The following is a 25,734-nucleotide window of genomic DNA, read 5'->3' as shown; positions in this document are numbered from 1 at the left end:
ACGGGAACGGACAGGAACGGATCGGATCGGTCGAACAACCATGGCTCCACAGGAACCCACGGCCGGGGAGGCCCGCGCGGCCGCCCCGGCCGCCGGGCGGCGGCAGGTGTGGCGGCGGCTGCTCGCGCGGCGCACCGCCCGCGCCGCCGGGCTCGTCATCGCCCTGCTCCTGCTGATCGCGGTGGCGGCGCCGCTGCTCAGCGCGATCGAGGGGCAGGACCCCACCAGCTACCACAACGACCTGCTGGACTCGGCGGCCGGCGGGGTGCCCACCGGCTCCCTCGGCGGCGTCAGCGCCGACCACTGGCTCGGCGTCGAACCGGGCACCGGGCGGGACGTGTTCGCCCGACTGGTCCACGGCGCCCGGCTCTCGCTGCTCGTCGCCGTCGGCGCCACCGTCGTCCAGGTCACCATCGGCGTCCTGCTCGGCCTCGCCGCGGGCCTGGGCAGCCGGCTGCTCGACCAGCTGATCGGCAACACCACCGAGGTGATGCTCGCGCTGCCCTCGCTGGTCTTCGCCATCTCGCTGATGGCGGTCGTGCCCGCCGACTTCCCCCGCCCGCTGCTGCTCACCCTGGTCATCGGGCTGCTGGGCTGGGCCGGCACCTCCCGGCTGGTCCGGGCGCAGACGCTCAGCCTCCGGCAGCTCGACTACGTGGCCGCGGCCCGGCTGGCCGGCGCCGGCCGGTGGCGGATCGCCCGCCGGGAGCTGCTGCCGGCCCTGGCCGCGCCGGTGATCACCTACGCGGCGATCCTGCTGCCGTCCAACGTGGTCTCCGAGGCGGGGCTGTCCTTCCTCGGCGTGGGCGTCAAGCCGCCGACCTCCTCCTGGGGCCAGATGCTCTCCGGCGCCACCACCTGGTTCCGCGCGGACCCGATGTACGTGCTGCTGCCGTCCGCGGTGCTGTTCGCCACGGTGCTCGCCTTCACCGTGCTCGGCGACGCCGTCCGCACCGAGCTCGACCCGCGGGCGGCCTCCCGGCTGCGGGTCGGCGCGGCGCGGCAGGCGGCTGCGTCCCCGACCGGCCCCCCGACCGGCCCCTCGGTCGGCCTCCCGGTCGGCCTCCCGGCCGATGAGGAGGCCACCGCATGACCCGCTTCCTGCTCCGCAAGGCCGTCGGCATGATCGGCGTCCTGTTCGCCCTCACCCTGGTCGTCTACGCGGCCTTCTACCTCGCCCCCGGCGACCCCGCCCAGCTGGCCTGCGGCGAGAAGTGCAGCCCCGCCCAGGTCCTCCAGGTCCGCGAACGGCTGGGCCTCGACGCGCCGGTCCACCTCCAGTACGCCCGCTTCCTCCAGGGCCTGGTCGCCGGACGCGACTTCAGCGCCGGCACCGGGCTGCTGCACTGCCCGGCCCCCTGCCTGGGCGTCTCCTACCGCAGCGGCGAGCAGGTCAGCGACATGATCGCCGCCCGGCTCCCGGTGACGGCCTCGCTGGCCTTCGGCGCGATGGTGATCTGGCTGGTCCTCGGGGTCGGCACCGGGCTGCTCTCCGCGCTGCGCCGGGGCCGGCTCAGCGAGCGCCTGCTGACCGCGCTGACCCTGACCGGCACCGCCGTCCCGGTGTTCGTCATCGGCCTGGTGCTGCTGATCGTCCTCTGCGCCCAGCTCCAGTGGCTGCCGTTCCCCAGCTACGTCCCGCTGACCGAGGACCCGCAGCAGTGGTTCTGGGGCCTGCTGCTGCCCTGGTTCTCGCTCGCACTGATCGAGTCCGCCAAGTACGCCCGGCTGACCCGCTCGGCCATGCTGGAGACGCTCGCCGAGGACCACATCCGGACCTTCCGGGCGTACGGCGTCAGCGAACGGCACCTGGTGACCCGGCACGCACTGCGCGGCGCGCTCACCCCGGTGATCGCGCTCACCGCCATGGACCTCGGGACGCTGTTCGGGTCCGCCGTGCTGACCGAGTCGCTGTTCGGCCTCCCGGGGCTCGGAAAGCTGCTGGTCAGCTCGGTGAGCCTGATCGACCTGCCGACCGTCGTCGGCCTCGTCCTCGTCACCGGGTTCTGCGTGGTCCTCGCCAACATCGTCGCCGACCTGCTGTACGCGGTGACCGACCGAAGGGTGGTGCTGGGATGAGCGACGAACTGCTCGTGGACGTGCGGGACTTGGTCGTCGAGTTCCCGGTCGGCGCCCCGGCTGCCGCCCCTTCCGACGGTGGCCACCTCCGCGCCGTCGACGGCGTGACCTTCACCCTGGCGGCCGGGCAGGCGCTCGGCATCGTCGGCGAGTCCGGCTCCGGCAAGAGCACCGTCGCCGCCGCCCTGCTCGGCCTGCACCAGGGCACGGGCGCCCGCACCGGCGGCTCGGTCCGGGTCGCCGGGGTCGACGCCGCCACCGCCCAGGGTGCGGACCTCCGGCGGCTGCGCGGCGGGTTGGCGGCCATGGTGTTCCAGGACCCGCTGTCCGCCCTCGACCCGTACTACGCGGTCGGGGACCAGATCGCCGAGGTCGTCCGGGTCCACCGGACGGTCTCCCGCCGGGACGCCCGGGCCCGGGCCGTCCAGGTGCTCGACCGGGTCGGCATCGCCGACGCGGCGCGGCGCTCACGCTCGCGCCCGCACGAGTTCAGCGGCGGGATGCGCCAGCGGGTGCTGATCGCGATGGCCCTGGCCTGCGAGCCCCGACTGCTGGTCGCCGACGAGCCGACCACCGCGCTGGACGTCACCGTCCAGGCCCAGATCCTCGACCTGCTGCACGAGTTGCGCGCCGAGACCGGGGCCGGGCTGGTCCTGGTCACCCACGACCTGGGCGTGGTCGCCGGGAGCGTCGACCGGGTGCTGGTGATGAAGGACGGCCGGGCGGTGGAGCACGGCCCGGTCGCCGAGGTCCTCGGCGCCCCGCGCGAGCCGTACACCCGGGCGCTGCTGGCGGCGGTGCCCCGGGTCGACGCCCCGCAGGCGCCGGTCGGGCCCGCCGACCCGCCCCGAGGTGAGCTGCTGCTCGAAGCCACCGAGCTGCGCCGGGAGTTCGCCACCCGCGGCGGCCTCACCCGGCGCTCCGCCCCGGTGGCCGCGGTGGACGGCGTCTCGCTCACCGTGCGGGCCGGCGAGACGCTGGGCATCGTCGGCGAGTCCGGCTCCGGCAAGACCACGCTCGGCCGGATGCTCGTCCGGCTGCTGGAGCCGACGGCCGGCCGGCTGCACTACCGCGGCCGGGACATCGGGGCCCTCGGGGAGCGGGAACTGCGGTCGCTCCGCCGGGAGTTGCAGATGGTCTTCCAAGACCCGGCCTCCTCGCTCAACCCGCGCCGCACCATCGGGGAGTCCGTCGCCGACCCGCTGCGGGTGGCCGGGGAGAGCGATGAGCGCCGCATCCGCACCCGGGTCGGCGAGCTGCTCGAACGCGTCGGGCTCAACGCCGACTGGTACCACCGCTACCCGCACGAGTTCTCCGGCGGCCAGCGCCAGCGGGTCGGCATCGCCCGAGCCCTGGCGCCCGAGCCGCGGCTGATCGTCTGCGACGAGCCGGTCTCCGCGCTGGACGTCACCACCCAGGCCCAAGTGGTCGACCTGCTCGGTGAGTTGCAGCGCGACCTCGGGCTCGCCCTGGTCTTCATCGCGCACGACCTCGCCGTGGTCCGCCAGGTGAGCGACCGGGTCGCGGTGATGCGGGCCGGCCGGTTCGTGGAGCAGGGCGACGCCGACACGGTCTACGACTCCCCGCAACACCCTTACACCAAGGACCTGTTGGCCGCCGTCCCGGCCCTCGACCCGACCGAGGCGACCGCCCGCCGGCACGCCCGCCTGGCCGCCGTCTAGGGCCGGACAGGCCCTGGCGCCCGCCTCCGCCCGGGGTTCGTCCCCCGCACCGTCCGGTGCGGGGGACTTCCGCACTCAGAACGCGTCGTCGGGGATCTCGACGGCGGTCCGGTCCAGGCTCTCCAGGAGCCGGAACTGCGCTTCGGTCCTGGGCAGTTCGTGCCGGAAGAAGAACCGGCAGGCGTGCCGCTTGCCCGCGTGGACCGGCTCGGTGCCGCCCGCGGCGGCGAGGTACTGCTCCAGCCACAGCCAGGCGACGACGGTGTGGCCGACCGCCTCCAGGTAGACGGTCGCGTTGGCCAGGGCCGTCTCCGGGTCACCGGTCGCCCACAGCCGCCGGGTGACCGCGGCGATGCGCCGGACGGCCTCGTCCAGCTGCGCCGCGTACCCGGCGGCGTCGCCGCCGAGGCCCTCGGCGCGGGCGGTCGTCGCCGAGATCGTCTCGACGAGCAGGCGCAGCCCCGCGCCGTCGTCCATGACGACCTTGCGGCCGAGCAGGTCGAGGCCGTGGATGCCGTGGGTGCCCTCGTGGATCGGGTTGAGCCGGTTGTCGCGGTAGAATTGCTCGACGTCGTACTCGCGGGTGTAGCCGTAGCCGCCGTGCACCTGGATGGCCAGGCTGTTGGCCTCCAGGCACCACTGGGAGGGCCAGCTCTTGACCACGGGCGTCAGGACGTCCAGCAGCAGGTGGGCGCGGGCCCTGGCGTCGGGGGTCGCGCCGGTGCGCTCCTCGTCGAGGAGCCGGCCGGCGTACAGCACCAGGGCCAACGCGCCCTCCGTATAGGCCTTCTGGGCCAGCAGCATGCGGCGCACATCGGCGTGGGCGATGATCGGCACCTGCGGGGAGGCCGGGTCCTTGGCCCCGGCCGGGCGGCCCTGGGGGCGGGTGCGGGCGTAGTCCAGGGCGTGCAGGTAGCCCGTGCAGCCGAGCGCGGCGGCGCCGAGTCCGACGCCGATCCGGGCCTCGTTCATCATGTGGAACATGTACGCGAGCCCGCGGTGCGGCTCACCGACCAGGTGCCCGACTGCGCCGGGCTCGCCGCCCGGCCGGTGCACGCCCTCGCCGAAGTTGAGCAGGGTGTTGGTCGTCCCCCGGAAGCCCATCTTGTGGTTGAGCCCGGCCAGCACGACGTCGTTGCGCTCGCCGAGCGAGCCGTCGGCGCCGACCAGCACCTTGGGCACGATGAACAGGGACAGGCCCTTCACTCCGGCCGGTGCGCCGGGGATCCTGGCCAGCACCAGGTGGACGATGTTCTCGGACAGTTCGTGCTCGCCGCCGGAGATCCACATCTTGTTGCCGAACAGCCGGTACGTGCCGTCCGCGCGCGGCTCCGCCCGGGTCCGGACGTCGGCCAGCGAGGAGCCGGCCTGCGGCTCGGAGAGGCACATGGTGCCGAAGAACCGCCCCTCCACCATCGGCCGGACGTAGGTGTCGATCTGGTCGCGACTGCCGTGCGCCAGCAGCAGGTTGGCGTTGCCCGCGGTGAGGAACGGGTACCCGGACGTCCCCGGGTTGGCGGCCTGGAACCATGCGAAGCAGGCGCTGGCCACCACCGAGGGCAGCTGCCCGCCGCCGACCTCGTAGTCCATGGCGCTGCCGAGCAGCCCGGTGCCGGCGAAGACGCCCAGCGCCTCCTTGACCTCCGGGATGATGTGCACCCGCTCGCCGTCGAACCGCGGCTCCTCGGCGTCGTTCCGCTTGTTGTGTGGCGCGAAGTGCCGGGTGGCGACCTGCTCACTGAGGTCCAGGGCCGCGTCGAAGGTCTCCCGCGAGTGGTCGGCGTACCGCGCCCGCCCGGTGAGCGCGGTGACGTCCAGCCATTCGTACAGCAGGAAGTCGAGGTCACGGCGGGAGAGCAGCAGGGACGTCATGGGGCGGCGCCTTTCACGGTGCGGAACGGTGTGGCGGGGCGGGCTCCGGTCGGATCGGCCGTCCCCGCGCGAGCGGGCACGCGTCCCCGACCTGGATGCCCCCCCTTCATACCTCCTCGGAGATCCGTACGGAACGGAGCCCCCGCACCGACGCATCGGCCGCGGACCGCCTGCCGACGCCTCCCCGGGCCTGGCTCCCCTCAGGTACGCCGACCGGCGGCGATGGCGGCAGCGCCGAGCAGGCACGCGGCGGCGGCGGTGATGTAGGCGAGGTGGTAGCCGTCGAGCTGGTCCGTGCTGGTCCCGGCGACCAGGACCATCAGTGCCACGCCGACGCTCGCGCCGATCTGCTGGGTCACCACGTTGACCGCCCCGGCGACGCCCTGCTGTTCCGCCGGGACGCCGGCCAGCCCGGCGGTGGTCATCGAGGGGAAGTTCAGCCCCTGGCCGATGCCGCTGAGCACCAGGCCGGGCAGCACGTACACCAGGTAGGAGCCGTCGTGCGGGGTGGCCAGCCACAGTCCGGTGCCGACGCCGATCAGGACCAGGCCGACGGCCATCAGGGTGCGCGGGCTGTACCGGGCCAGCAGCCGGCCGGTGGCGAAGTTGGCGGTGAGGAAGACCGCGGCGGACATCGGCACCAGCGCCAGGCCGGACTCGAACGGGGAGTAGCCCAGCATTCCCTGGAGGTACAGCGGCGCGAAGAACAGCATCCCGACCGAGCCCATGTACTGGAGGAACGCCGCCAGGCTGGCCGCCCGGACGGAGCCGAGCCGGAACAGGCCGAGCGGGAGGACCGGGTCGGCCGTGCGGTGCTCGCGGACCACGAACAGCACCAGGCAGAGCGCCGCGGCGGCCAGTACGGTCCAGGCCGTCGCGCCGGAGCTGCTCACCCCGACCACGAGCAGGGTGAGACCGAGGGTGCCGGCCACCGCGCCGGGCAGGTCCAGCCGGCCACTGTGCCCGGTGCCGTCGGGCAGGCCGATGCGGGTCACGGCGAGCACGGCGACGCCCAGCAGCACCGAGAACCACAGCACCGAACGCCAGCCGAGGAGTTGGGTCAGCACGCCGCCCAGCATCACCCCGCCGCTGAAGCTCGCGGCGCCGACCGCCGCGTAGACGCTGAACGCCCGGTTGCGGGCCGGACCGGCCGGGAACGCCTCCGACAGCAGGGCCAGCGCGGCGGGCCCCGACAGCGCGGCGCCGATGCCCTGGACGGCGCGCGCCCCCAGCAGCACCCCGATGTTCGGCGCCATCGCCCCGACCAGCGCGGACACGGTGAACACGGCGACGCCGACCTCGAACACCCGCCGCCGGCCGAGCACATCGGCCAGGCGGCCGCCGACCAGCAGGAAGCCGGCGAAGGTGACGGCGTAGGCGGTCATCACCCACTGGAGGGTGGTGTCGGCCAGGTCGAAGCGGCTGCCGACCGAGGGCAGGGCGGCGTTGAGCACCCCGAGGCCGCTGACGTCCAGGGCGAGCGCCCCGGCCAGCACGCCGAGCGCCAGTCCCGGCCGGGCCAGCGGCTGCACCGCGATGTCGGTCATGCCGGCCCTCCGAAGCGGTCACGGCCGGTGCGGTCGCGGCCGGTGCGGTCGCCGGGCCGCGGTGCACCGAGAGGTGCACCGGCGGAGCGCTGTCTGGCCGAGGACCGGACCGAGGAGCGGTCGGCACCGACTGACGCTGTCTCAAGACTCGCAACTGGCATGGAGGTCAGCTTGCCCGGGTCGATCCTCCGCTGTCCACCCCGCCCCGATCACGGGGCACTTCCTGTCACGCACAACTTCCTTGCCTGCCAGGCAGGTTGCCTATATCGCACGCGAACGTACGCCTGCTGTGCACCGGTTCATCCGCCGTTGTTTCATTCGACCGGAGACGTTCGGTCGAGCAGGTCGAATCGGACACTTTGCCGATCGGTTCCCGCCACTGCCCCGACCGGCCCGCCGACGGCGCTTGTCTCACCAATCGCCAGGTGGCACTCTCGTACCCGCTGGTCGGTAAATACCTGGTGATCCGCTGCACATCGATTCGCATTATTCGCATACTCGTTGCGCCACCCGATTCGACCTCCGCGCCCAGGGCGGACCGAGACAGCAGCACCGCGGAACCCCCACCGCGGACGTGCCGACGCGCCGGTCGGCGGGCGCCGCGCGCTGCGGCGAGAACTTCACAGTGGGCCGCTGATCCGCGCTCACCCGAGCTGCTTCGAAGCCGCTGATCCGCACATCTGCTGCGCACGCCTGTTCCGCACATCCGTTCCGCACGCCTGACCAGCACGTCCGGACGCGGCTGAATTCGGCTGCCGCGGCCCGGCGGTCGGGGCTCCGGACCGAGCCCCGACCGGCCCGTCGGGCAGCCCCGCCCTCCCATTCCCCCCGCCCATTCCATCCGCCCTGCCCAGGGAGTCGCCATGCCCCAAGAACGAGCGGTGCCGGACTTGTCCGCCGTCACGGATTTCCTGCTCTCCCGCGTATCCGAACTGTTGGACGTGTCCGCGAACACCCTGGATCCCCGGGCCCCGTTGCACCGCTACGGACTGGACTCCGCGAAGTCGGTGGCGCTCGCCGCCGCGCTGTCCGAATTCCTCGGCCGGGCCGTCCCGGCCACCTGGATCTGGCAGTACCCGACCGTCGGCGAGCTGGCCCGGGCCCTGGTCGAGGGGCCGCGCGAGGCGGAGCCCGTCCGGGGCGCGGAGCGCCGCCCGTCCGCGCAGGAGCCGGTGGCCATCGTCGGCATCGGCTGCCGCTTCCCCGGCGGGCCGGACCCGTCCTCGTTCTGGCGGCTGCTGGTCGAGGGCCGCGACGCCGTCGGGCCGGTGCCGGCCGCGCGCCGCGAGCTGATGAACGACGCGGTCCGCTGGGGCGGGTTCATCGACGGCATCGACCGCTTCGACCCGCTGTTCTTCGGCATCTCGCCCCGCGAGGCCGTCCAGATGGACCCCCAGCAGCGGCTGGTCCTGGAGCTGTGCTGGGAGGCGCTGGAGGACGCGGGCATCGCCCCGCACACCCTGCTCGGCAGCGACACCGGCGTGTTCATGGCCTCCTGTTGGGGCGACTACGCCGCCCTGGCGCACTACCGCGGCCCCGACGCCCAGATCACCCCGCACACCGCGACCGGCATGCACGACGGCATCATCGCCAACCGGGTCTCCTACCTGCTCGGCCTCCAGGGCCCGAGCATGGCCATCGACGCCGCCTGCGCCGGTTCCCTGGTCTCGGTGCACGTCGGCTGCCAGTCGATCCAACTCGGCGAGAGCGACCTGGTGCTGGCCGGCGGCGTCAACCTGAGCTTCGTCTCCGACTACTACACCGCCATGGACGCGATGGGCGCGCTCGCCCCGGACGGCCGCTGCAAGTCCTTCGACGCCCGGGCGAACGGCTACGTCCGCGGCGAGGGCGCCGGCGTGGTCGTGCTGGCCCCGCTCAGCGTCGCCCTGGAGCGCGACCTGCCGGTGTACTGCCTGATCAAGGGCAGCTCCTCCAACAACGACGGCCTGAGCAACGGCATGACGGCGCCCAACCCGCAGGCCCAGGAGAAGATGCTGCGCACCGCGTACCGGCGGGCCGGCATCGCACCGGACCTGGTGGACTACATCGAGTGCCACGGCTCCGCGACGCCGCTCGGCGACCCGATCGAGGCCAATGCGATCGGCGCGGTCCTCGGCGGCGACCGCACCGAGCCGCTGCGGCTCGGCTCCGTCAAGTCCAACGTCGGCCACCTGGAGGCCGCCGCGGGCATCGTCGGCCTGGTCAAGCTCGCGATGTCGATGCGCAACGGCGTGCTCCCGCCGAGCCTGCACTACAGCACGCCGAACCCGCAGATCCTCTTCGACGAGTACCGGCTCACCGTCCAGGACCGGCTGACGCCGTGGCCGCGGCGCTCCGACGCCCGCCGGGGCGGCGTCAGCTCCTTCGGCTTCGGCGGCGCGATCTGCCACGTCGCCGTCGAGGAACTGCCGCGTCCCGAGAGCTCCTTGCTGCTGCTGGCCGCGGACTCCCGGGAGGCGCTGGCCGAACGGGCCCGGGCGCTGCGCGACGCCACCGACCTGCGCGAGCCGTGCGGCCGCGCGCCCGGCGCGGGCGCCTTCCGGCTCGCGGCAGCGGCCCGTGACATGGCCGAACTCCGCACCCAGCTGGACGCCTTCGGCAACGGCGAGCCGGCCCCCGGGCTGAGCGTCGGGGAGGCGACCGGGCGCCGCCCGCGGGTGGCCTTCCTGTTCTCCGGCAACGGCTCCCAGTGGGTCGGCATGGGCCGCCAACTGCTCGCCGGGCTGCCGGTGTTCCGCCGCTCGATGATGCGCTCCGACCGGCGGATGCGGGAGCTGCTCGGCTTCTCCCTGGTCGACCAGCTGCTCGCCCCGGACGGCCGGCTCGACGACATGGACGTCTTCCAGCCACTGCTGTTCTCGCTCCAGGTCGCGCTGGCCGAGGCCTGGCGCTCACTGGGGGTGGAGCCGGACGTCGTGGTCGGCCAGAGCGTCGGCGAGTTCGCCGCCGCCCACGTGGCCGGCGCGCTCGAATTCGACGACGCCTCCCGGCTGGCCGCCCACCACGGCCGGCTGCTCCAGCAGCTGGCCGTCGGGCGCGGCGAGGGCATCGTGGTGATGACCGCCGCGGACGAGGTCGAGCCGTACCTGACCGGCGGGCTCACCCTGTCCGGCCGCAACGGCCTGCGCTCCACGCTGGTCACCGGCACGCCGCAGGAGATCGACGACCTGGTCCGGCGGCTCACCGACGCGGGCGTCACCAACCACCGGGTGCGGATGGGCCACGCCCCGCACTCCCCGCTGGTCGACCACGTGCTCGCCCCGCTGAAGGCCGAGCTGGCGGGCATCCGGCCCCGCACCGCCCGGATCCCGATGATCTCCACGGTCACCGGCGCGGCCGTCGACGGCGCCGAACTCGGGCCGGAGTACTGGGCGGAGAACCTGCGCCGGGAGATCCGGGTGGTCGACGCCCTGAAGGGGCTGCGCGAGCACGAGGTCGACGCGGTGATCGAGCTCAGCCCGCACCCGCTGCTGCTCAAGTCCGTGTCGGAGCTCCTCCCCGCCGCCACCCTGCCCTCGCTGCGGCGCGGCGAGGACGAGGCGGCCACCCTGCTCGGCTCGCTCGGCGCGCTGTACACCGCCGGACTGCCCGTCCCGGCCCACCCGTTCCTGGCCGGCGACCGGGGCCGGCACGTCGCCCCCGCCCCCGCCGACCCCGCCGCCGACGGGCCGCTGCACCTGGTGCCCGTCACGGCCCGTACGGCGGGCGCGCTGGCCGACACCTGCCGCGAGCTGTCCAACCACGTCGAACGCGACCCGGGCCTGCGGGTCTGCGACCTCGCCTACACCCTGGCCACCCGGCGCACCCACCACAACCACCGGGTCGCGCTGCTCGCCCGCAACCGGCAGGACGTGCTGGACGGGCTGGCCCGGGTCGCGGCCGGCCGCCCGCACCCCGAGGTGGTCACCGGCACCTTCTCCGGCACCGTCGACCGCCGGGTGGCCCTGGTGTTCTCCGGCGGCGGCACCCAGTGGGTCGGCATGGGCCGTGAACTGCTGCGCTCCCACGCCGGGTTCCGGACCTGGATGACCGCCTGCGACGCCGCCGTGCGGGCGGCCGGCGGCTGCTCGGTGCTGGAGCAGCTGGCCGCCCCGGCCGAGCGGGCCCGGTACGAGGAGATGGACTTCCAGCAGCCTGTGCTGTTCGCCCTCCAGGTGTCGCTGGCGAAGGTCTGGCTCGGCCTCGGCGTCGAGCCGACCGCCGTGGTCGGGCACAGCCTGGGCGAGGTCGCGGCCGCCTGCGTGGCCGGGGCACTGTCGCTGGAGGACGCCGCCCGGGTCGTGGTCACCCGCTCGCACCTGCTGGAGCGGAAGGCCGCCGCGGGCGCGATGATCTCGGTCGACCTGCCGGAGGCGGAGCTGCTGCCCCGGCTCGCCCCGTACGCCGCCCACGCGGCCGTCGCCGTGGTCAACAGCCCCACCAGCGCGGCGGTCTCCGGCTCGCCCGAGGCCGTCGACGCCCTGGAGGCGGACCTCCGGCGGGAGGGGATCTCGGTCCGCCGGATCCGGGTCGAACGGCCGGTGCACAGCCCCGGCATGGATCCGCTGCTCCAGCCGCTGCGCGAGGGCATCGACGGCATCACCGCGCTGCCGCCCACCGTCGACTTCCACTCCACCGCGCTGGCCGACACCGTGAACCCGGCCACCGACGTCGACTACTGGGTGCACAACCTGCGCGACCAGGTCCGCTTCGCCGAGACCATCGGGGCGCTGGTCGACCGGGGCGTCGGCACCTTCATCGAGATCGGCCCGCACGAGACGCTGCGCGGCGCGGTCGAGGAGATCGCCCTGACCCGCGGGGCGCGGGTGCACGCGATCAACTCGCTGCGGCGCGAGGAGAGCGACCTGCGCTGCCTGCTGGGCGCGGCCGCCTCGCTGTACGTCCGGGGCCTGCCGCTGACCTTCGACCCGCTGTTCGGCGACGACGTCGAGCTGGTGGAGACCCCGCTGGTGCAGTGGCAGAAGGAGCGCTACTGGATCGACACCGAGCCGCAGCCCGCCCGCGCCGCGGCCCCGACGGCCTCAGCGGCCCCGGCGGTCGCCACCGCGCCCGCGGCCGCGCCCGTCCTCCGGGCCGAGGCCGAGGCCGAGGCCGGGCCCGCTGACCGGCCGGTGGCGGAGGTCGTCCTCGCCGAACTCGCCGACGCGCTGGGCGTGCCGGTGAGCGGCTTCGACACCGACGCCTGCCTGCGGGACTTCGGCCTCGACTCGATGGTGGGCATCCGGCTGGTCAACCGGATGCAGGCGCTGTTCGGGCACCGGGTGTCGCCGGTGGTGTTCCTGGACGGCCGCCCGATCTCCGAGGTGGTCGGCCACTTCGTCGAGCTCACCGCCGGCTCCCCGGCGGCCGCTCCGGCCCCCGCTCCCGCCCCCACGCCCGCTCCCCCGCCGAAGGCCGGGCCCGACCACGCCTTCCTCGACTTCCACGACTTCCTCGACGAGCTGTCCGAACTGGACGCCGAGGAACTGCTGGACGAACTGGACGCCCGCGGACTCCTGGACGCCACCGACGCCCCCGCCATGGAGCAGCTGCGTGCCGACGGCCTCGGCCTCGAACTGGCCCCCGCCTCGCACGGCCAGGCCTCGCTCTGGTTCATGCAGATGGTCGCGCCGGACGCCGTGCCCTACAACTTCATGGTCACCGCCCGGATCCGCACCGCCGTCGACGAGAAGGCCCTGGAGCGGGCCGTCCGGGCCGTGGTGGCCCGCCACCCGGCGCTGCGCACCCTCTTCGTGGAGGCGGGCGGGCGGCCGTACCAGGTCGTCCTGGACGAGCCGGTGTACGAGTTCCTGGTGGTGGACAGCAGCGGGCTGGACGACGAGCAGGCCCGCGAGGAGCTGGCCCGGCACGGGCACCGGCCGCTCGACCTGGACAACGGGCCGCTGGTGCGGGTCGTCCTGATGAACCGCGGGCCGGCCGACCACTACCTGCTGGTGCTGGTCCACCACATCGCCTCGGACGCGGCCTCCGCCGATGTGATGATCCGCGAACTCCAGGCCTACTACCAGGGCGCCGACCCCGCCGCCGACGCGCCGGTCGCCCCGTACACCGAGTTCGTCGCCTGGGAGCGGCAGTGGCTGGCCGGGCCGGCCGCGGACGCGGCCCTGGACTGGTGGTCGGCCAAGCTGGCCGACCCGCCCGCCCACCTCGACCTGTCCGACCGGGAGCGGCCGCCGGGCGTCACCTACGAGGGCCGCGACCTGGCGTTCCGCTGGAGCGCCGAGGAGACCCGCCTGCTGCGGGAGTTCGCGGTGCGCGAGGGCGTGTCGATCAGCACCGTGGTGCTCGCCGGGTTCTTCGCCACCCTCAACCGCGCGGTCGGCACCGAGGACGCCGTGCTGGCCACCGCGATCGCCCAACGGGCCGAGGCGGGCTGGGAGTCCGCCATCGGCTACTACCTCAACACCGTGCTGGTCCGGGCGAACCCGGCCGCCGACCGCAGCTTCCGCGACCTGCTCCGCGAGGTCCACGACTTCTCGCTCGGCCTCCTGGAGCACATGAACTACCCCCTCGACCGGCTGGCCTCCCAGCTCAAGCCGCCGCGGGTCGAGGGCCGCTCCCCGTGGTCCGACGTGGTGGTGAACTGGCTGTCCTCGGACGCCTTCCCCCGCTCCGTCAAGCTCTTCCACGGCGTCGGCGACACCCTCACCCCGGACGGGGCCCTGCCGCTCGAACCGCTCCAGGTGCGCCGGCACCTCGCCAAGTTCGACCTGGAGATCTCGATGGCGGACATCGACGGCGAAGTGGCCGGCCACGTCCAGTTCAAACCGAGCTACCTGGAAAGGCACACCGTGACCGCACTGCTCGCGCTGTACCGCACCGTGCTCTTCGACTCGATCGCCCGGCCCGACCTCGCCCTCGGCGCCGTCGCACCGGCCGGCCTGCCCGAGGGGACCGACCGGTGACCGAGACCCTGCACTCCGCGTTCGTCGAACTGGCCGCCAAGAGCCCGGACGCGACCGCCGTCCACTCCGAGTCCGGCCTCCTCAGCTACGGCGAACTCGACCGTCGCTCCCGGGAGCTGGCCGAGGAGCTGACCGCCGCCGGGGCCGGCCCGGGCGTCCCGGTCGGGATCTGCGTCGAACGCACCCCGGACCTGCTGGTCGGCATCCTGGCCGCCCTGCGCAGCGGCGCCTGCTACCTGCCGCTGGACCCGAACTACCCGGCCGACCGGCTGACCTTCATGGTCGAGGACAGCGGCACCCGGCTGCTGCTCACCACCCCCGCCTCCCGGGCCGGTTGCCCGCCCGGCCCGACCGTCCTGGTGCTGGACGGCGACGCGGTGAGCACCGAGCCGGGCGCCGAGCCCGTCCCGGTCGTGCCCGAGGACACCGCGTACGTCATCTACACCTCCGGCTCCACCGGCCGGCCCAAGGGCGTCGCGGTGCGGCACAGCGGCTGCGTGGCGATGCTCGCCGCGATGGACCGCGTCCTGGAGGGCTGCGACCTGAGCGGGGTCGCGGCGGCCGCCTCGGTCTGCTTCGACATGTCCGTGATGGAGATCTTCAACGCGCTGTGCCGCGGCGGCGCGGTCGTGCTGGTCGAGAGCGCCGTGCACCTGCCGGAGAGCCGGTACGCCGACCGGATCACCCACCTCAACGTCGTCCCCTCGGTGATGAACGGCCTGCTGGACGCCGGGGCGCTGCCGCCCAATCTGCGCACCGTGGTGTTCGGCGGCGAGGCACTGCGCCGCAAGCTGGTCGACCGGACGTACCGGGAGACCGGCGTCACCCGGGTGTTCAACGCCTACGGCCCCACCGAGGGCACCGTGTTCTGCTCCTTCGGGCTGGTCCCCGAGGACTCGGCCGAGGAGCCGACGATCGGCCCGCCGACCGAGGGCGCCCTGGTGTACGTCCTGGACGAGCAGCGGCGGCCGGTCCCGACCGGCACCCCCGGGGAGCTGTACCTCGGCGGCGCCGGTGTCGCGCACGGCTACCTCAACCGTCCGGAGGCCACCGCCGAGCGCTTCCTCGCCGACCCGTTCCACCCGGGCGGGCGGATGTACCGCACCGGCGACGTGGTCGAGTTCACCGAGGGCGGCGAACTGCGCTTCCTCGGCCGCACCGACCACCAGGTCAAGCTGCGCGGCTACCGGATCGAGCTGGAGGAGGTCGAGGCCCGGCTGACCGGCTGCCCCGAGGTCCGGGAGGCCGCCGCCGCCGTCCGGGGCAACCGGCTGGTCGGCTACGTGGTGCCGGCCGGCGACGGCCCGGCCCCGGACGGCCCCCGGCTGGACGCGGCGCTGCAGGGCGCCGTCACCGCCCGGCTCGCCGCCGAACTGCCCGACTACCTGGTGCCCGCCACCCTGGTGGTGCTGCCCGCCCTGCCGCTGGGGCCGGGTGGCAAGCTCGACCGCAACGCACTCCCCGAGCCGCCGGCCGCCGAGGCCGGCGGGCCGCTGACCGCCCCCGGCACGCCCACCGAGATCGCCCTGTCCGAGATCTGGGGCCAGCTGCTGGACCTCGAACCGTCGGGCATCGACGTGCAGGCCGCCTTCTACGACCTCGGCGGCGACTCGCTGCTGCTGATCCGGCTGGCCCGGCTGATGACCCGGCGCTTCGACCGGCGGGTCCGGGTCCCCGACCTGTTCAGCTTCCGCGACATCGCCTCGCTCGCCCGGTGGCTCGACGAGGACGAGGGCGCCACCCCCGAGGTGGTCCAGTCGGCCCGCCGCCGGGCCGGCGCCCGGCGCGCCGCGCTGCGCGCCCGCCCGGCCGGCGACCGCCCGGCAACCGACGGCTGAGCCACTCCCCCACCCGACACGAGGCAGGAGCCTTCCCATGACCGACCGCCCCGAGCAGGACTACGACCCGGGCGACGTGGCCGTCATCGGCATGTCGTTACGAGCCCCCGGCGCCCGCACCAAGGAGCAGTTCTGGGACAACCTCGTCCACGGCCGGGAGTCCATCAGCTTCCTGGCCAAGGACGACATCCACGTCGACGAGACCCTGATCCACAGCCCGTTCTACGTCCGGGCCTGCGGCGTGCTGGACACCTACGACAAGTTCGACCCCTCGGTGTTCGGCATCAGCGACCGGATGGCCGCCGCGATGACCCCGGAGAACCGGCTGTTCCTGGAGAGCGCCTGGGAGTCGCTGGAGGACGGCGGCTACGACCCGGACCGGCTCGACGCCGAGATCGGGATGTACGGCGCCAACAACCCGCAGACCGCCGCGCTCTACAGCTCCCCGCCGGACCGGGTGTCGGTCGGCCCGGAGGCGATCGAGGCCAGCCTGGCCTGGTCGCCGGACACCATGACCTCCAACGCCCTGTACTACATGGGGCTCACCGGCGAGGCCGTCACCGTCGCCGCGGTCTGCGCGGGCTTCCACTACTCGGTGCACCTGGCCTGTCAGTCGCTGCTGCTCGGCCAGACCGACCTGGCGATCGCCGGCGGCGCGATGGTGCGGCTGCCGCACCCGCGCGGCCACCTGTGGGAGGAGAACCGCATCCTGTCCAAGGACGGCCACTGCCGCCCGTTCGACGCCAACGGCACCGGCACCGCGCTGTCCAGCGGCGTCGTCACCGTGCTGCTGAAGCCGCTGGGCCACGCCGTCGCCGACCGCGACCACATCTACGCCGTGGTCAAGGGCTCGGCCGTGAACAACAACGGCGTCAGCGCGATGGCCTACGGCCTGGCCCAGCCCGAGCGGCTGAGCGCCTGCATCGCGAGCGCCATGGAGGTCGGCGGCGTCTCCCCCGACACGGTGGGCATGTACGAGGCCAACGGGCTCGGCCTGCCGATGACCGACGAGCTCGAGGTGCACGCGGCGAGCATGGCGTTCGGGAAGCAGACCGCGACCACCTCGATCGGCGGGGTCAAGGGCAACGTGGGCCACGGCGGCGTGGTCTCCGGCGGCTTCGGGGCGATCAAGGCCGCGCTGTCGCTGTACCACAAGCAGCTCCCGGCGACGATCAACCTGACCGAGGTCAACCCGGACCTCGACTTCCCCGGCACACCCTTCGTGCCCCAGCTCGAAGGGGCGGACTGGGAGCCGGAGTCCGGCATCCGCCGGGCCGGCATCACCTCGATCGGCGGCGGCGGCTACAACGCCCACCTGCTGCTGGAGGAGGCACCGGCCCCGGCCCGGCGCGAACCCGAGGAGGCGGGCCGGCCGCGGCTGGCCACCCTGTCCGCCCTGGACGACGAGGCCCTGGCCCGCCAGCGCGCCCGGCTCCGGGAGTGGCTGGCGGCCGACCCGGGGCTGCGGCTGGACGACGTCTGCTACAGCCTCAACCTCGGCCGCAAGGTGCTGCCCCGCCGGTGGGCGGCCGTGGTGCGCAGCCGCGAGGAGCTGATCGCGGCGCTCGCCGAGGAGGCCGCCGGCGGCGCCGCCACCTCGACCGCCGCCGCCCCGGCGTCCGACCCCGACGCCTTCGCCCGCACCGACGACGGCATCGTGCCGGCCGGCCGGGACGCCCGGGCGCTGGCCGAGCTGGCCGCCGCCTGGGTGGGCGGCCGGCAGGTGGACTTCGCCGCCCTGCACCGCGGCGAGGCCAGCCACCGGGTGCCGCTGCCCACCTATCCGTTCCAGCCGCGCCGGTTCTGGCGCACGGACTGGTGACCGTGCGCACGCCGGCCCCGGCCACCGTGGACCTGGGCGACCCGGCCACCTTCGCCGGCCACGACCTCGACGCACTGTGGCGCACCCTGCGGGACGAGGCGCCGCTGCACTGGAACCCCCCGGTCGACGGCCGCCGCGGGTTCTGGGTGCTCTCCCGGCACGAGGACATCCTGGCCACCTACCGGGACGACACCCACTTCACCTCCGAGCGCGGCAACGTCCTGGTCACCCTGCTGGAGGGCGGGGACGCCGGGGCCGGCCGGATGCTGGCCGTCACCGACGGGCACCGCCACCACGAGCTGCGCAAGATCCTCCAACGGGTGCTCTCCCCGCGGGTGCTGGCCGAGGTCGCCGCCACCGTGCGGGCCAACACCCGGCAGTGGATCCGCGAGGCGGTCGGCTCCGGCGGCTGCGACTTCGCCGAGCAGATCGCCGCCCGGATCCCGATGACCACCATCGCCAACCTGCTGGGCGTGCCCGAGCAGGACCAGGACTACCTGCTCAGCCTGACCAGGACGGCGCTGTCGGCGGACGACGAGGACGTCGACGAGGTCGACTCCGAGATGGCCCGCAACGAGATCCTGATGTACTTCATGGACGTCGTCGAGGAGCGCCGCGAGGCACCCGGCGGGGACGTGATCAGCATGCTGATCGCCAGCTCCGTCGACGGCGTGCCGCTGACCGACGAGGACGTGGTGCTCAACTGCTACAGCCTGATCATCGGCGGCGACGAGACCAGCCGGCTGACGATGATCGACTGCGTCCGCACCCTGGCGGCCCGGCCCGACCAGTGGCAGCGGCTCAAGCGCCGCGAGGTCGCGGTCGACACCGCCGTGGACGAGGTGCTGCGCTGGGCCTCGCCCACCATGCACTTCGGGCGCAGCGTCGTCCGGGAGACCGAACTGCACGGCGTACGGCTGCGGCCCGGCGAGATCGTCACGCTCTGGCACGCCTCCGGAAACCGGGACGAGCGGGTCTTCGACCGGCCCGGGGTCTTCGACCTCGGCCGCACCCCCAACCGGCACCTGGCCTTCGGCTACGGCCCGCACTTCTGCGTGGGGTCCTACCTGGCCAAGGTGGAGATCGCCGAACTGCTCCAGGCGCTGCGGGACTTCACCACCGGGTTCGAGCAGACCGAGGAGCCGCGGCCGATCCGCTCCAACTTCCTGACCGGGTTCGCCACCATGCCGGTGCGCTTCACGCCCGACCTCGCGGGGCTGGAAGGGGCCGAGTGACGAGCTGACCCCGACACCGAGACCCGACCAGTGAGCGCAGGAGGACGGATGAACATCTACCTATCGGGACAAGGGGCGTTCGCGGTGCAGGTCGCGGAGGCCCTGCTGGACAGCGGACACAAGATCGTCGGCGCGGCCGCGCCCCGGCTGCGCAAGGGGCGGTCCGACGAGGCCGACGCGATGTGCTGGGACCGCGTGCGGTCCTGGGCGTTCCCCAGGGACATCCCCTGGACGGACTCGGCCGAGCTGCGCGCGCGGCACGTCCCCGACGGGGTGGACGTCATCCTCGCCGCGCACTCGCACGCCTTCCTCGGCCGGGAGACCCGCGCCCGGGCCGCCGTCGCCACCATCGGCTACCACCCCAGCCTGCTGCCGCTGCACCGCGGCCGGGACGCGATCCGGTGGACGATCCGCGACGGCGACAAGGTGACCGGCGGGAGCGTCTACCACCTGACCGAGCGCACCGACGCCGGCCCGATCGCCGCCCAGGAGCACCTGTTCGTGCCCCCGGGCTCGACCGCGCAGAGCCTGTGGCGCGACCACCTGGCGCCGCTCGGGGTGCGGCTGCTGCTCAAGGTGGTCGCCGACCTGGCCGCCGACCGGCGGATCGAGGTCCCCCAGGACGAGTCCCTGGCGACCTGGGAGCCCGCGATGGGCGCGCCGCCGCTGTTCAAGCCCGAGCTGATCGCCCTGCCCGGCACGGCGCGGGTGGACAGCAGCAAGTGGGCGCTGCACGAGCACTGAGCCCGCCCGGGAACACCGCGGCCCCGCACCCCTCGCCGGATTTCCGGGGAGGGGTGCGGGGCCGCGGCCGGCTGAGTGTCATGGCGGCAGCGTCGACGTCGCGGCGTCAGGGCCGCAGTTCGAGGGTGCAGCACTTGACCGCGCCGCCGGCCTTGAGGAGTTCGGTGGTGTCCACGCCGATCGGGTTGAAGCCCCGCTCCCGCAGCTGCTCGATCAGGCCCGCCGCGGCCTGCGGCAGCACCACGTTGCGGCCGTCCGAGAAGGCGTTGAGGCCGAACACCGCGGCGTCCTGGGCGCAGGCGCGCAGCGCGTCCGGGAAGAGCTCTTCCAGCACGGAGCGGCTGCCCGGGGTGAAGGCCTCCGGGAAGTACATCACCTCGGTGTCGGAGAGCACGCCGAGCGCGGTGTCCAGGTGGTAGTGGTCGGGGTTGACCAGGGTCAGCGAGGTGACCGGCAGGCCGAAGAACTCCTGCGCCTCGTAGTGCGAGCGCTGGTCGGTGCGGAAGCCGGTACCGGCCAGGATGCGGCGCCCGACCGGGAGGTAGTCGCCCTCGCCCTCGTTGATGAACTCGGGCCAGAGCACGTCCCGGAAGCCCTGCCGGACGAACCAGGCGAGGTAGGCCGGGCCCTCGGCGGTGCGCTCGACGTGCCGGAACCGGGCCCCGAGGACCTTGCCGTCCACCACTGTCGCGCCGTTGGCGGCGAACACCATGTCGGGCAGGCCGGGCACCGGGTCGATCACCTCGACGGTGTGGCCGAGCGAGACGTACACCTCGCGCAGCCGCTCCCACTGCAGCAGCGCCAGCTCGCGGTCGACCGGCTTCTCCGGATGCATCCACGGGTTGATGGAGTACGTCACGTCGAAATGCTGCGGCCGGCACATCAGAAGCCGGCGCGGAGCGGCCGTTCGGGCCGTCGGGCGTATCGGTTCGGGCTGAGTACCGCCAATGGACACAGGGGTCTCCTCTGCGTTGGTGGATTTCGGGGACGGGTCACCCGCCCGGCAGTCAACTAGGCTCTGATGAATGCGTCCACTTGCCGAGAACGAAATTCGTGAATCCTTCGTCAACTGTTCGAAGGGAGAGGCGCGCAGGCTCAGCATTCCCCGCAACCTGGCCGAACTCCCTTGGGACGACCTGGACTTCCTAGGCTGGCGGGATCCGGGCGCACCCGACCGCGGCTATCTGGTCGCCCTCCGCGGCGAGGGGCTGGTGGGGGTCACGCTCCGCGCGCCGAACGTCCGGCGCAGCCTGACCAAGACCAATGTGTGCTCGCTCTGCATCACCATCCACGGCGGGAGCGGGGTGGCCCTGCTCTCCGCCCGGCGGGCCGGCGCCGCCGGGCGCGAGGGGAACACCGTCGGCACCTACATCTGCGCGGACCTGGGCTGTTCGCTGTATGTGCGCGGCAAGCGCCGCTCGGCCTCGGTGAGCCGGCCCGAGGAGTCGCTGACGCTGGAGGAGCAGGTCGCACGCACGGTCGCCAACCTGGACGCGTTCGTGGCCCAGGTGCTGCGGACGGCCTGACCGGCGGCGGCGCGCCTGGCCCCGCGGGTGCGCGGGGCCAGGCGGGGCCGGGCCGGGCTCTCAGCCCGCCGTCGGGCCGTCCTTGAGCACCCGGGCCACGATGGCGACGGCGGCGGTGACGTCCTCGGCGCTCACCCCGCGGTGGACCACCGCGCGGATCCGACCGTGGCCGAACTCGGTCACCGCCAGGCCGTGTTGCGCCACCGAGCCGACGAAGCTGCGCCAGTCGAACCGCTCGTCGGTGACCTCGAAGATCACGATGTTGGTCTCGACGGTGTCGACGTCCAGCTCCACACCGGGGAGCAGCGCCAGCCCCTCGGCCAGCCGCCGGGCGTTGGCGTGGTCCTCGGCCAGCCGGGCCCGGGTGTCCAGCGCGACCAGGCCGGCCGCCGCCAGCAGCCCGACCTGGCGCATCCCGCCGCCGAGCATCTTGCGCAGCCGGCGGACCTTCTCCACGAACTCCGCGCTGCCGGCCACCATCGAGCCGACCGGTGCGCCGAGGCCCTTGGAGAGGCAGAACTGCACCGAGTCGACGTGCGCGGTGATCTCCGCGACCGCCACCCCGGCGGCGATCGCCGCGTTGACCACGCGGGCGCCGTCCAGGTGCACCGCGACGCCGCGCTCGTCCGCGAAGCGGCGCACCTCGGCCAGGTAGTCGAGCGGCAGCACCACGCCGCCGCAGCGGTTGTGGGTGTTCTCCAGGCAGATCAGCGCGGGCAGCGCGAACTGCGGGTCGTCCGGGTCGGTCGGGAAGGCGGCGGCCAGGTCGGCCAGTGCGATGGTGCCGTCGGGCCGGTTCGGCAGCGGCTCGTAGACGACCCCGCCGCAGACCGCGGCGCCGCCCGCCTCGTACAGCCAGATGTCGCTCTCGGCGCCGACCAGGGCCTTGGAGCCGCGCGGGGCGTGGGCCATGATCGAGGCGAGGTTGGCCATGGTGCCGCTGGGGAAGAAGCAGGCGGCCTGCTTGCCGGTCAGCTCGGCGGTGCGGCGCTCCAGTTCGTTGACCGTCGGGTCCTCGCCGTAGACGTCGTCGCCGAGCTCCGCCTCGGTCATCGCGGTGAGCATCTCGGGCGTCGGCAGTGTGAAGGTGTCACTGCGCATCTCGATCACGGCAGGAAGGTCCTCTCGTTCCGGGGTGGTGCGGGGTGGTGCGGGGTGGTGCGGCTCGCGTCCCGGGCGAGCTGCCGGTCGGCGCCGGGGCGCAGCCGGGCGGTCACCGGAAGGTGCTTGATCCCGGCGATGAAGTTGGAGGCCAGGTGCTCGACCGGGCCGGCCGGTTCGAACCGCTCCACCAGCTCGGTGACCTCGGTGAAGAACTCGGCCAGGGCGATCCGGGCCAGCGGGGCGCCGACGCAGTAGTGCGGGCCGAAGCCGAAGGCGAGGTGCCGGTTGGGGGTACGGGCGAGGTCGAAGCGGTACGGGTCGTCGAAGACCGTCTCGTCCCGGTTGGCCGAGCCCAGCCAGGCGACCACCGCCTCGCCGGCCCGCACCGGTTCGCCGCCGAGGGTGGTGTCCTCGGTGGCGTAGCGCATCGCGTGGGTGGCCGGGGAGGCCCAGCGCAGGCCCTCCTCGACGGCGGACGCGACGGTGGCCCCGCCGTCGAGCAGCCTCCGGTACTGCTCCGGGTGCTCCAGCAGGGCGTTGACGGTGGTCGCGATGACGTGCGGCGCGGTGACGTTGGCGCCGAGCAGCACGTTGTAGCAGTTGTAGATGACCTCGTCGAGCCGGATCGTCCGGTCCCCGACGGTGAGCTGCTGGAGCAGGCCGACCAGGTCCTCGCGCGGGGTGCGGTCGGCGGCCACCTCGGCGAAGTAGTCGAAGAGTTCGTGGTGGGCGGAGACCAGCTGGTGGCCGCCGGAGTCGTCCCGGGAGGACGGGTCCGCGGGGGCGATCGCGACGGTGGTGAGCCGGGTCAGTTCCGGCCAGTCGGCCTCCGGCAGGCCCATCAGGGCGCCGGTGAACATCATCGGGAAGGCGGTCATCGCGGCCGCCAGGTCCCAGGGTTCGCCGCTCGCCAGGGGTGCCAGCAGCAACCGGGCCATCCGGCGGATGGCCGGGCGGCGGGCGGCGAGTTCGCGGGCGGAGAGCGCCTGGGCGACGGGGCGGCGCAGGTAGCCGTGGACCGGCGGGTCGCTGGCGACCATCATCCGGTCGGCCGCCGGGTCCTGTTCGCCGAGGACGGAGAGCATGTTGCCGCGCCGGGAGGTGTAGAGCGCGTGGTCGCGCAGCACGGTGCCCGTCTCGGCGTGCGCGGTGACGGAGACGTAGCCGCGGCCGCTCGGCACGGTGAGCCGGGTGACCGGGGCCTTGTGGCGGTAGTGCCGCCAGACCGCGTGCGGGTCGCCGGTGGCGTAGAAGTGCGGGTCGCTCAGGTCGACGCGTTCGGGGTCCTGCTCCGCCTCGCCGCCGGGGCGGGTGATCCTCACTGCGCGGCCTCGGGCGCGCCGCCCGACTGCGCGGCGACCGACTGCGCGCTGCCCGACTGCGCGGCGACCGGAGCCGGTCCGGCGTCGGAGGCCAGGTCCGGCCGCTTGGCCCTGATCTGCTCGGCCAGGCCGGCGACGGTCGGATCGAGGTAGAAGGCCCGGGCCCGGATCACCGTCTCGAACTCGGCGGCGATCTCGCGGGTGATCCGGCTGGCGGTCAGCGAGTGGCCGCCGAGGTCGAAGAAGTCGTCGTCGACGCCGACCGGTTCGACGTCGAGGATCTCCTGCCAGAGCACGGTGAGGCGGCGCTCGACCTGGTCGGCGGGCCCCCGGTAGGGCACCTCGCCGTCCGGGCGGCTCCGGCCGCGGCGGGCGGCCAGGGCGTCCCGGTCGACCTTGCCGTTGGCCTTGAGCGGCAGCCGGTCGACCCAGACCAGGGCGGAGGGGATCATCGTGGCCGGGAGGTCCTCGGCCAGGGACCGGCGCAGTTCCACCGAGGAGACGGCGTACGGGCCGCTGTAGAAGGCGACCAGCCGGCGGTCGCCGGGGCCGTGGTCCTGGAGGACGACGGCGGCGTCCTGGACGTCGGGGTGGCGGCGCAGCCGGGCCTCGATGTCGTCGGACTCGATCCGGACGCCGTTGACCTTGAGCTGGCCGTCGGCGCGCCCGGCGAACTCGTAGGCGCCGTCGGGGCCGCGCCGGGCGAGGTCGCCGGTGTCGTACATCCGGGTGCCGGGGGCGGTCGCGTACGGGTCGGGGAGGAAGCGGTCGGCGGTGAGGCCGGGCTGCTTGAGGTAGCCGTGGGCGAGGCCGCTGCCGTTGACGAAGAGCCGGCCGACGGTGCCGTCGGGCACCCGGTCCAGCCGCTCGTCGAGGACGGCCATGCCGGTGCCGTCGATCGGTCCGCCGATCGGGACGCCGCGGTCGCCGAGCGGTCCGCGGACGGGGTGGGTGCTGGTGAAGGTGGTGTTCTCGGTGGGGCCGTAGGCCGCCGAGACGAGGGTGCCGGGCAGGGCGGCGGCCGCCCGGCCGACGTGTTCGGCGGAGAGCACCTCGCCGCCGGTGAGCAGCAGGCGCAGGGCGGGCAGCTCGCCCAGGCCCGCCTCGACCGCCTGGTGGAACAGGGCGGTGGTGAGGAACAGCACGGTGGTGCCGGTGTCGCGGACGGCCTTGACGATCTCGGCCGGTCCGAGCCGCCCGGCCGGGGCGAGTGCCAGGCAGCCGCCGTTCAGCAGCGCGCCCCAGATCTCCAGGGTGGAGGCGTCGAAGGCGACCGGGGCGAGTTGGAGGAAGACGTCGTCGGGGCGGGCGCCGAGGTAGCCGGCGTCCAGCACCAGGCGCAGCACGGCGCGGTGCGGCACGCAGACGCCCTTGGGGCGGCCGGTGGAGCCGGAGGTGTAGGCGACGTAGGCGAGGTCCTCGGGGGTCTGCCCGACCGGGAGCGCGGAGGCGTCGGCTCCCTGGTCGCCGGGCGCGGGCCCGGCACCTTCGTCGAGGATGTCGAGGTACGCGAACTCACCGTCGAGCTTCGGCTGCTGCTCCTCGTCGGTGACCACCAGCGGCACCTCGGCGTCGCCGAGGATGGTCCGCAGCCGGGCGAGCGGGTCCCCCGGGTCGACGGCCACGTACGCGGCGCCCGCCTTGAGGATGCCGAGCAGCGCGACGACCAGCCGGGGCGAGCGCTCCAGCAGCACGCCGACCCGGTCGCCGCGGCGCACCCCGCGGCGGCGCAGCCGGGCGGCGAGGGCGGTCGCGGCGGCGTCGAGTCCGGCGTAGTCGAGGTCGCCGGCCTCGCTGCGGACCGCGGTCGCGGTCGGGGCGGCCGCCGCGACGGCGGCGAAGCGGCTCGCAAGGGTCCACCCCGACAGGGGATCCGACTCGGTCATGCCCGGTGATTCCAACATGGTGCGGTCGCGGATCCCTTCGCGCGAAACCTTGCCCTTGTCAGTGCCCTGGTCAGTTCTTGACGAGAAGTCAGTGAATGGAGTTCGGATACCCGGTGTCGAACTCTTTTGCCGAGTCGATGACTTGGGGTACGGCTATGCCCCCACCTCGAAC

The 25,734-nt window shown here is 73.9% G+C and carries 15 protein-coding genes; 9 read left to right on the top strand and 6 right to left on the bottom strand.

The features are described from left to right. The first annotated feature begins 40 nt into the window (after window positions 1-40). Genes ABTY61_RS03220 through ABTY61_RS03210 form a run of 3 tightly spaced genes read left to right on the top strand, consistent with a single transcriptional unit; the run spans window position 41 to window position 3,761 of the window. Window positions 41-1,093 carry an ABC transporter permease gene (locus ABTY61_RS03220; protein WP_350503186.1) on the top strand — a complete coding sequence of 351 codons (1,053 nt, stop codon included), beginning with the start codon at window positions 41-43 and terminating at the stop codon, window positions 1,091-1,093. Further along, complete coding sequence (locus ABTY61_RS03215) at window positions 1,090-2,079, top strand: ABC transporter permease (RefSeq protein ID WP_350503185.1); 990 nt, start codon at window positions 1,090-1,092, stop codon at window positions 2,077-2,079. The genes ABTY61_RS03220 and ABTY61_RS03215 overlap by 4 nt, the downstream gene beginning before the upstream one ends. Further along, the gene (locus ABTY61_RS03210) at window positions 2,076-3,761 is read left to right on the top strand and encodes an ABC transporter ATP-binding protein (protein ID WP_350503184.1); all 1,686 of its coding nucleotides are present in this window, start codon (window positions 2,076-2,078) and stop codon (window positions 3,759-3,761) included. The genes ABTY61_RS03215 and ABTY61_RS03210 overlap by 4 nt, the downstream gene beginning before the upstream one ends. A 75-nt stretch (window positions 3,762-3,836) precedes the next feature. Here ABTY61_RS03210 and ABTY61_RS03205 read toward each other — a convergent pair whose 3' ends face one another. Both ABTY61_RS03205 and ABTY61_RS03200 read right to left on the bottom strand, forming a co-directional pair. Next, a complete protein-coding gene (locus tag ABTY61_RS03205) occupies window positions 3,837-5,633 on the bottom strand; it encodes an acyl-CoA dehydrogenase (protein WP_350503183.1) in 1,797 nt (598 codons plus the stop codon). A gap of 200 nt (window positions 5,634-5,833) precedes the next feature. Further along, a complete protein-coding gene (locus ABTY61_RS03200) occupies window positions 5,834-7,180 on the bottom strand; it encodes an MFS transporter (protein ID WP_350503182.1) in 1,347 nt (448 codons plus the stop codon). An 863-nt stretch (window positions 7,181-8,043) separates the two neighbouring features. Here ABTY61_RS03200 and ABTY61_RS03195 point away from each other — a divergent pair. The 5 genes from ABTY61_RS03195 to ABTY61_RS03175 are packed head-to-tail and all read left to right on the top strand — an operon-like array spanning window position 8,044 to window position 19,724. Beyond that, window positions 8,044-14,085, top strand: a complete 6,042-nt coding sequence (locus ABTY61_RS03195; protein WP_350503181.1) for an acyltransferase domain-containing protein — start codon at window positions 8,044-8,046, stop codon at window positions 14,083-14,085. Continuing rightward, entirely contained in the window at window positions 14,082-15,923 is a 1,842-nt protein-coding gene (locus ABTY61_RS03190) for a non-ribosomal peptide synthetase (RefSeq protein ID WP_350503180.1), read from the top strand. The genes ABTY61_RS03195 and ABTY61_RS03190 overlap by 4 nt, the downstream gene beginning before the upstream one ends. Before the next feature lie 37 nt (window positions 15,924-15,960). After that, complete coding sequence (locus tag ABTY61_RS03185; protein ID WP_350503179.1) at window positions 15,961-17,745, top strand: beta-ketoacyl synthase N-terminal-like domain-containing protein; 1,785 nt, start codon at window positions 15,961-15,963, stop codon at window positions 17,743-17,745. Further along, window positions 17,742-18,980 (top strand): cytochrome P450, encoded by a 1,239-nt coding sequence (locus ABTY61_RS03180; RefSeq protein WP_350503178.1) that lies wholly within the window; start codon window positions 17,742-17,744, stop codon window positions 18,978-18,980. The genes ABTY61_RS03185 and ABTY61_RS03180 overlap by 4 nt, the downstream gene beginning before the upstream one ends. Before the next feature lie 48 nt (window positions 18,981-19,028). Next, window positions 19,029-19,724, top strand: a complete 696-nt coding sequence (locus tag ABTY61_RS03175) for a formyltransferase family protein (RefSeq protein WP_350503177.1) — start codon at window positions 19,029-19,031, stop codon at window positions 19,722-19,724. Between the two features lie 106 nt (window positions 19,725-19,830). Here ABTY61_RS03175 and ddaH read toward each other — a convergent pair whose 3' ends face one another. Then, on the bottom strand, window positions 19,831-20,679 hold the full coding sequence (gene ddaH / locus ABTY61_RS03170; protein ID WP_502895200.1) for a dimethylargininase: 849 nt from the start codon (window positions 20,677-20,679) through the stop codon (window positions 19,831-19,833). A 70-nt stretch (window positions 20,680-20,749) separates the two neighbouring features. Between ddaH and ABTY61_RS03165 the strand changes: the two genes are divergently transcribed. Further along, a complete protein-coding gene (locus tag ABTY61_RS03165; RefSeq protein ID WP_350503176.1) occupies window positions 20,750-21,250 on the top strand; it encodes an FBP domain-containing protein in 501 nt (166 codons plus the stop codon). 60 nt (window positions 21,251-21,310) lie between these two features. Here the strand turns inward: ABTY61_RS03165 and ABTY61_RS03160 are convergent, their stop codons facing one another. From ABTY61_RS03160 to ABTY61_RS03150, 3 genes are read right to left on the bottom strand one after another with little or no spacing between them, the layout of a single operon-like run. Beyond that, window positions 21,311-22,351, bottom strand: coding sequence for a GntG family PLP-dependent aldolase (locus ABTY61_RS03160; RefSeq protein WP_350503175.1), 1,041 nt, complete (start codon window positions 22,349-22,351; stop codon window positions 21,311-21,313). 5 nt (window positions 22,352-22,356) lie between these two features. Beyond that, window positions 22,357-23,676: a cytochrome P450 gene (locus ABTY61_RS03155; RefSeq protein WP_350503174.1), complete on the bottom strand. Its 1,320-nt coding sequence runs from the start codon at window positions 23,674-23,676 to the stop codon at window positions 22,357-22,359. Then, window positions 23,673-25,562 carry a non-ribosomal peptide synthetase gene (locus ABTY61_RS03150; protein ID WP_350503173.1) on the bottom strand — a complete coding sequence of 630 codons (1,890 nt, stop codon included), beginning with the start codon at window positions 25,560-25,562 and terminating at the stop codon, window positions 23,673-23,675. The genes ABTY61_RS03155 and ABTY61_RS03150 overlap by 4 nt, the downstream gene beginning before the upstream one ends. Window positions 25,563-25,734 lie beyond the last annotated feature (172 nt).

Origin of the sequence: Kitasatospora sp. NPDC096128 (assembly GCF_040303105.1) — a bacterium.
In the GTDB taxonomy this organism is placed as follows: domain Bacteria; phylum Actinomycetota; class Actinomycetes; order Streptomycetales; family Streptomycetaceae; genus Kitasatospora.
The sequence above is the reverse complement of the archived record's forward strand: the minus strand, read 5'-3'. Positions and strand labels throughout refer to the sequence as shown.

Excerpts from the sequence above, each read along its gene's own strand:
- ABTY61_RS03195 (WP_350503181.1), top strand. The coding sequence starts at position 8,044 with ATGCCCCAAGAACGAGCGGTGCCGGACTTGTCCGCCGTCACGGATTTC.
- ABTY61_RS03175 (WP_350503177.1), top strand. The coding sequence starts at position 19,029 with ATGAACATCTACCTATCGGGACAAGGGGCGTTCGCGGTGCAGGTCGCG.
- ABTY61_RS03150 (WP_350503173.1), bottom strand. The coding sequence starts at position 25,562 with ATGACCGAGTCGGATCCCCTGTCGGGGTGGACCCTTGCGAGCCGCTTC.
- ABTY61_RS03200 (WP_350503182.1), bottom strand. The coding sequence starts at position 7,180 with ATGACCGACATCGCGGTGCAGCCGCTGGCCCGGCCGGGACTGGCGCTC.
- ABTY61_RS03165 (WP_350503176.1), top strand. The coding sequence starts at position 20,750 with ATGCGTCCACTTGCCGAGAACGAAATTCGTGAATCCTTCGTCAACTGT.
- ABTY61_RS03220 (WP_350503186.1), top strand. The coding sequence starts at position 41 with ATGGCTCCACAGGAACCCACGGCCGGGGAGGCCCGCGCGGCCGCCCCG.
- ABTY61_RS03210 (WP_350503184.1), top strand. The coding sequence starts at position 2,076 with ATGAGCGACGAACTGCTCGTGGACGTGCGGGACTTGGTCGTCGAGTTC.
- ABTY61_RS03215 (WP_350503185.1), top strand. The coding sequence starts at position 1,090 with ATGACCCGCTTCCTGCTCCGCAAGGCCGTCGGCATGATCGGCGTCCTG.
- ABTY61_RS03205 (WP_350503183.1), bottom strand. The coding sequence starts at position 5,633 with ATGACGTCCCTGCTGCTCTCCCGCCGTGACCTCGACTTCCTGCTGTAC.
- ABTY61_RS03185 (WP_350503179.1), top strand. The coding sequence starts at position 15,961 with ATGACCGACCGCCCCGAGCAGGACTACGACCCGGGCGACGTGGCCGTC.
- ABTY61_RS03160 (WP_350503175.1), bottom strand. The coding sequence starts at position 22,351 with ATGCGCAGTGACACCTTCACACTGCCGACGCCCGAGATGCTCACCGCG.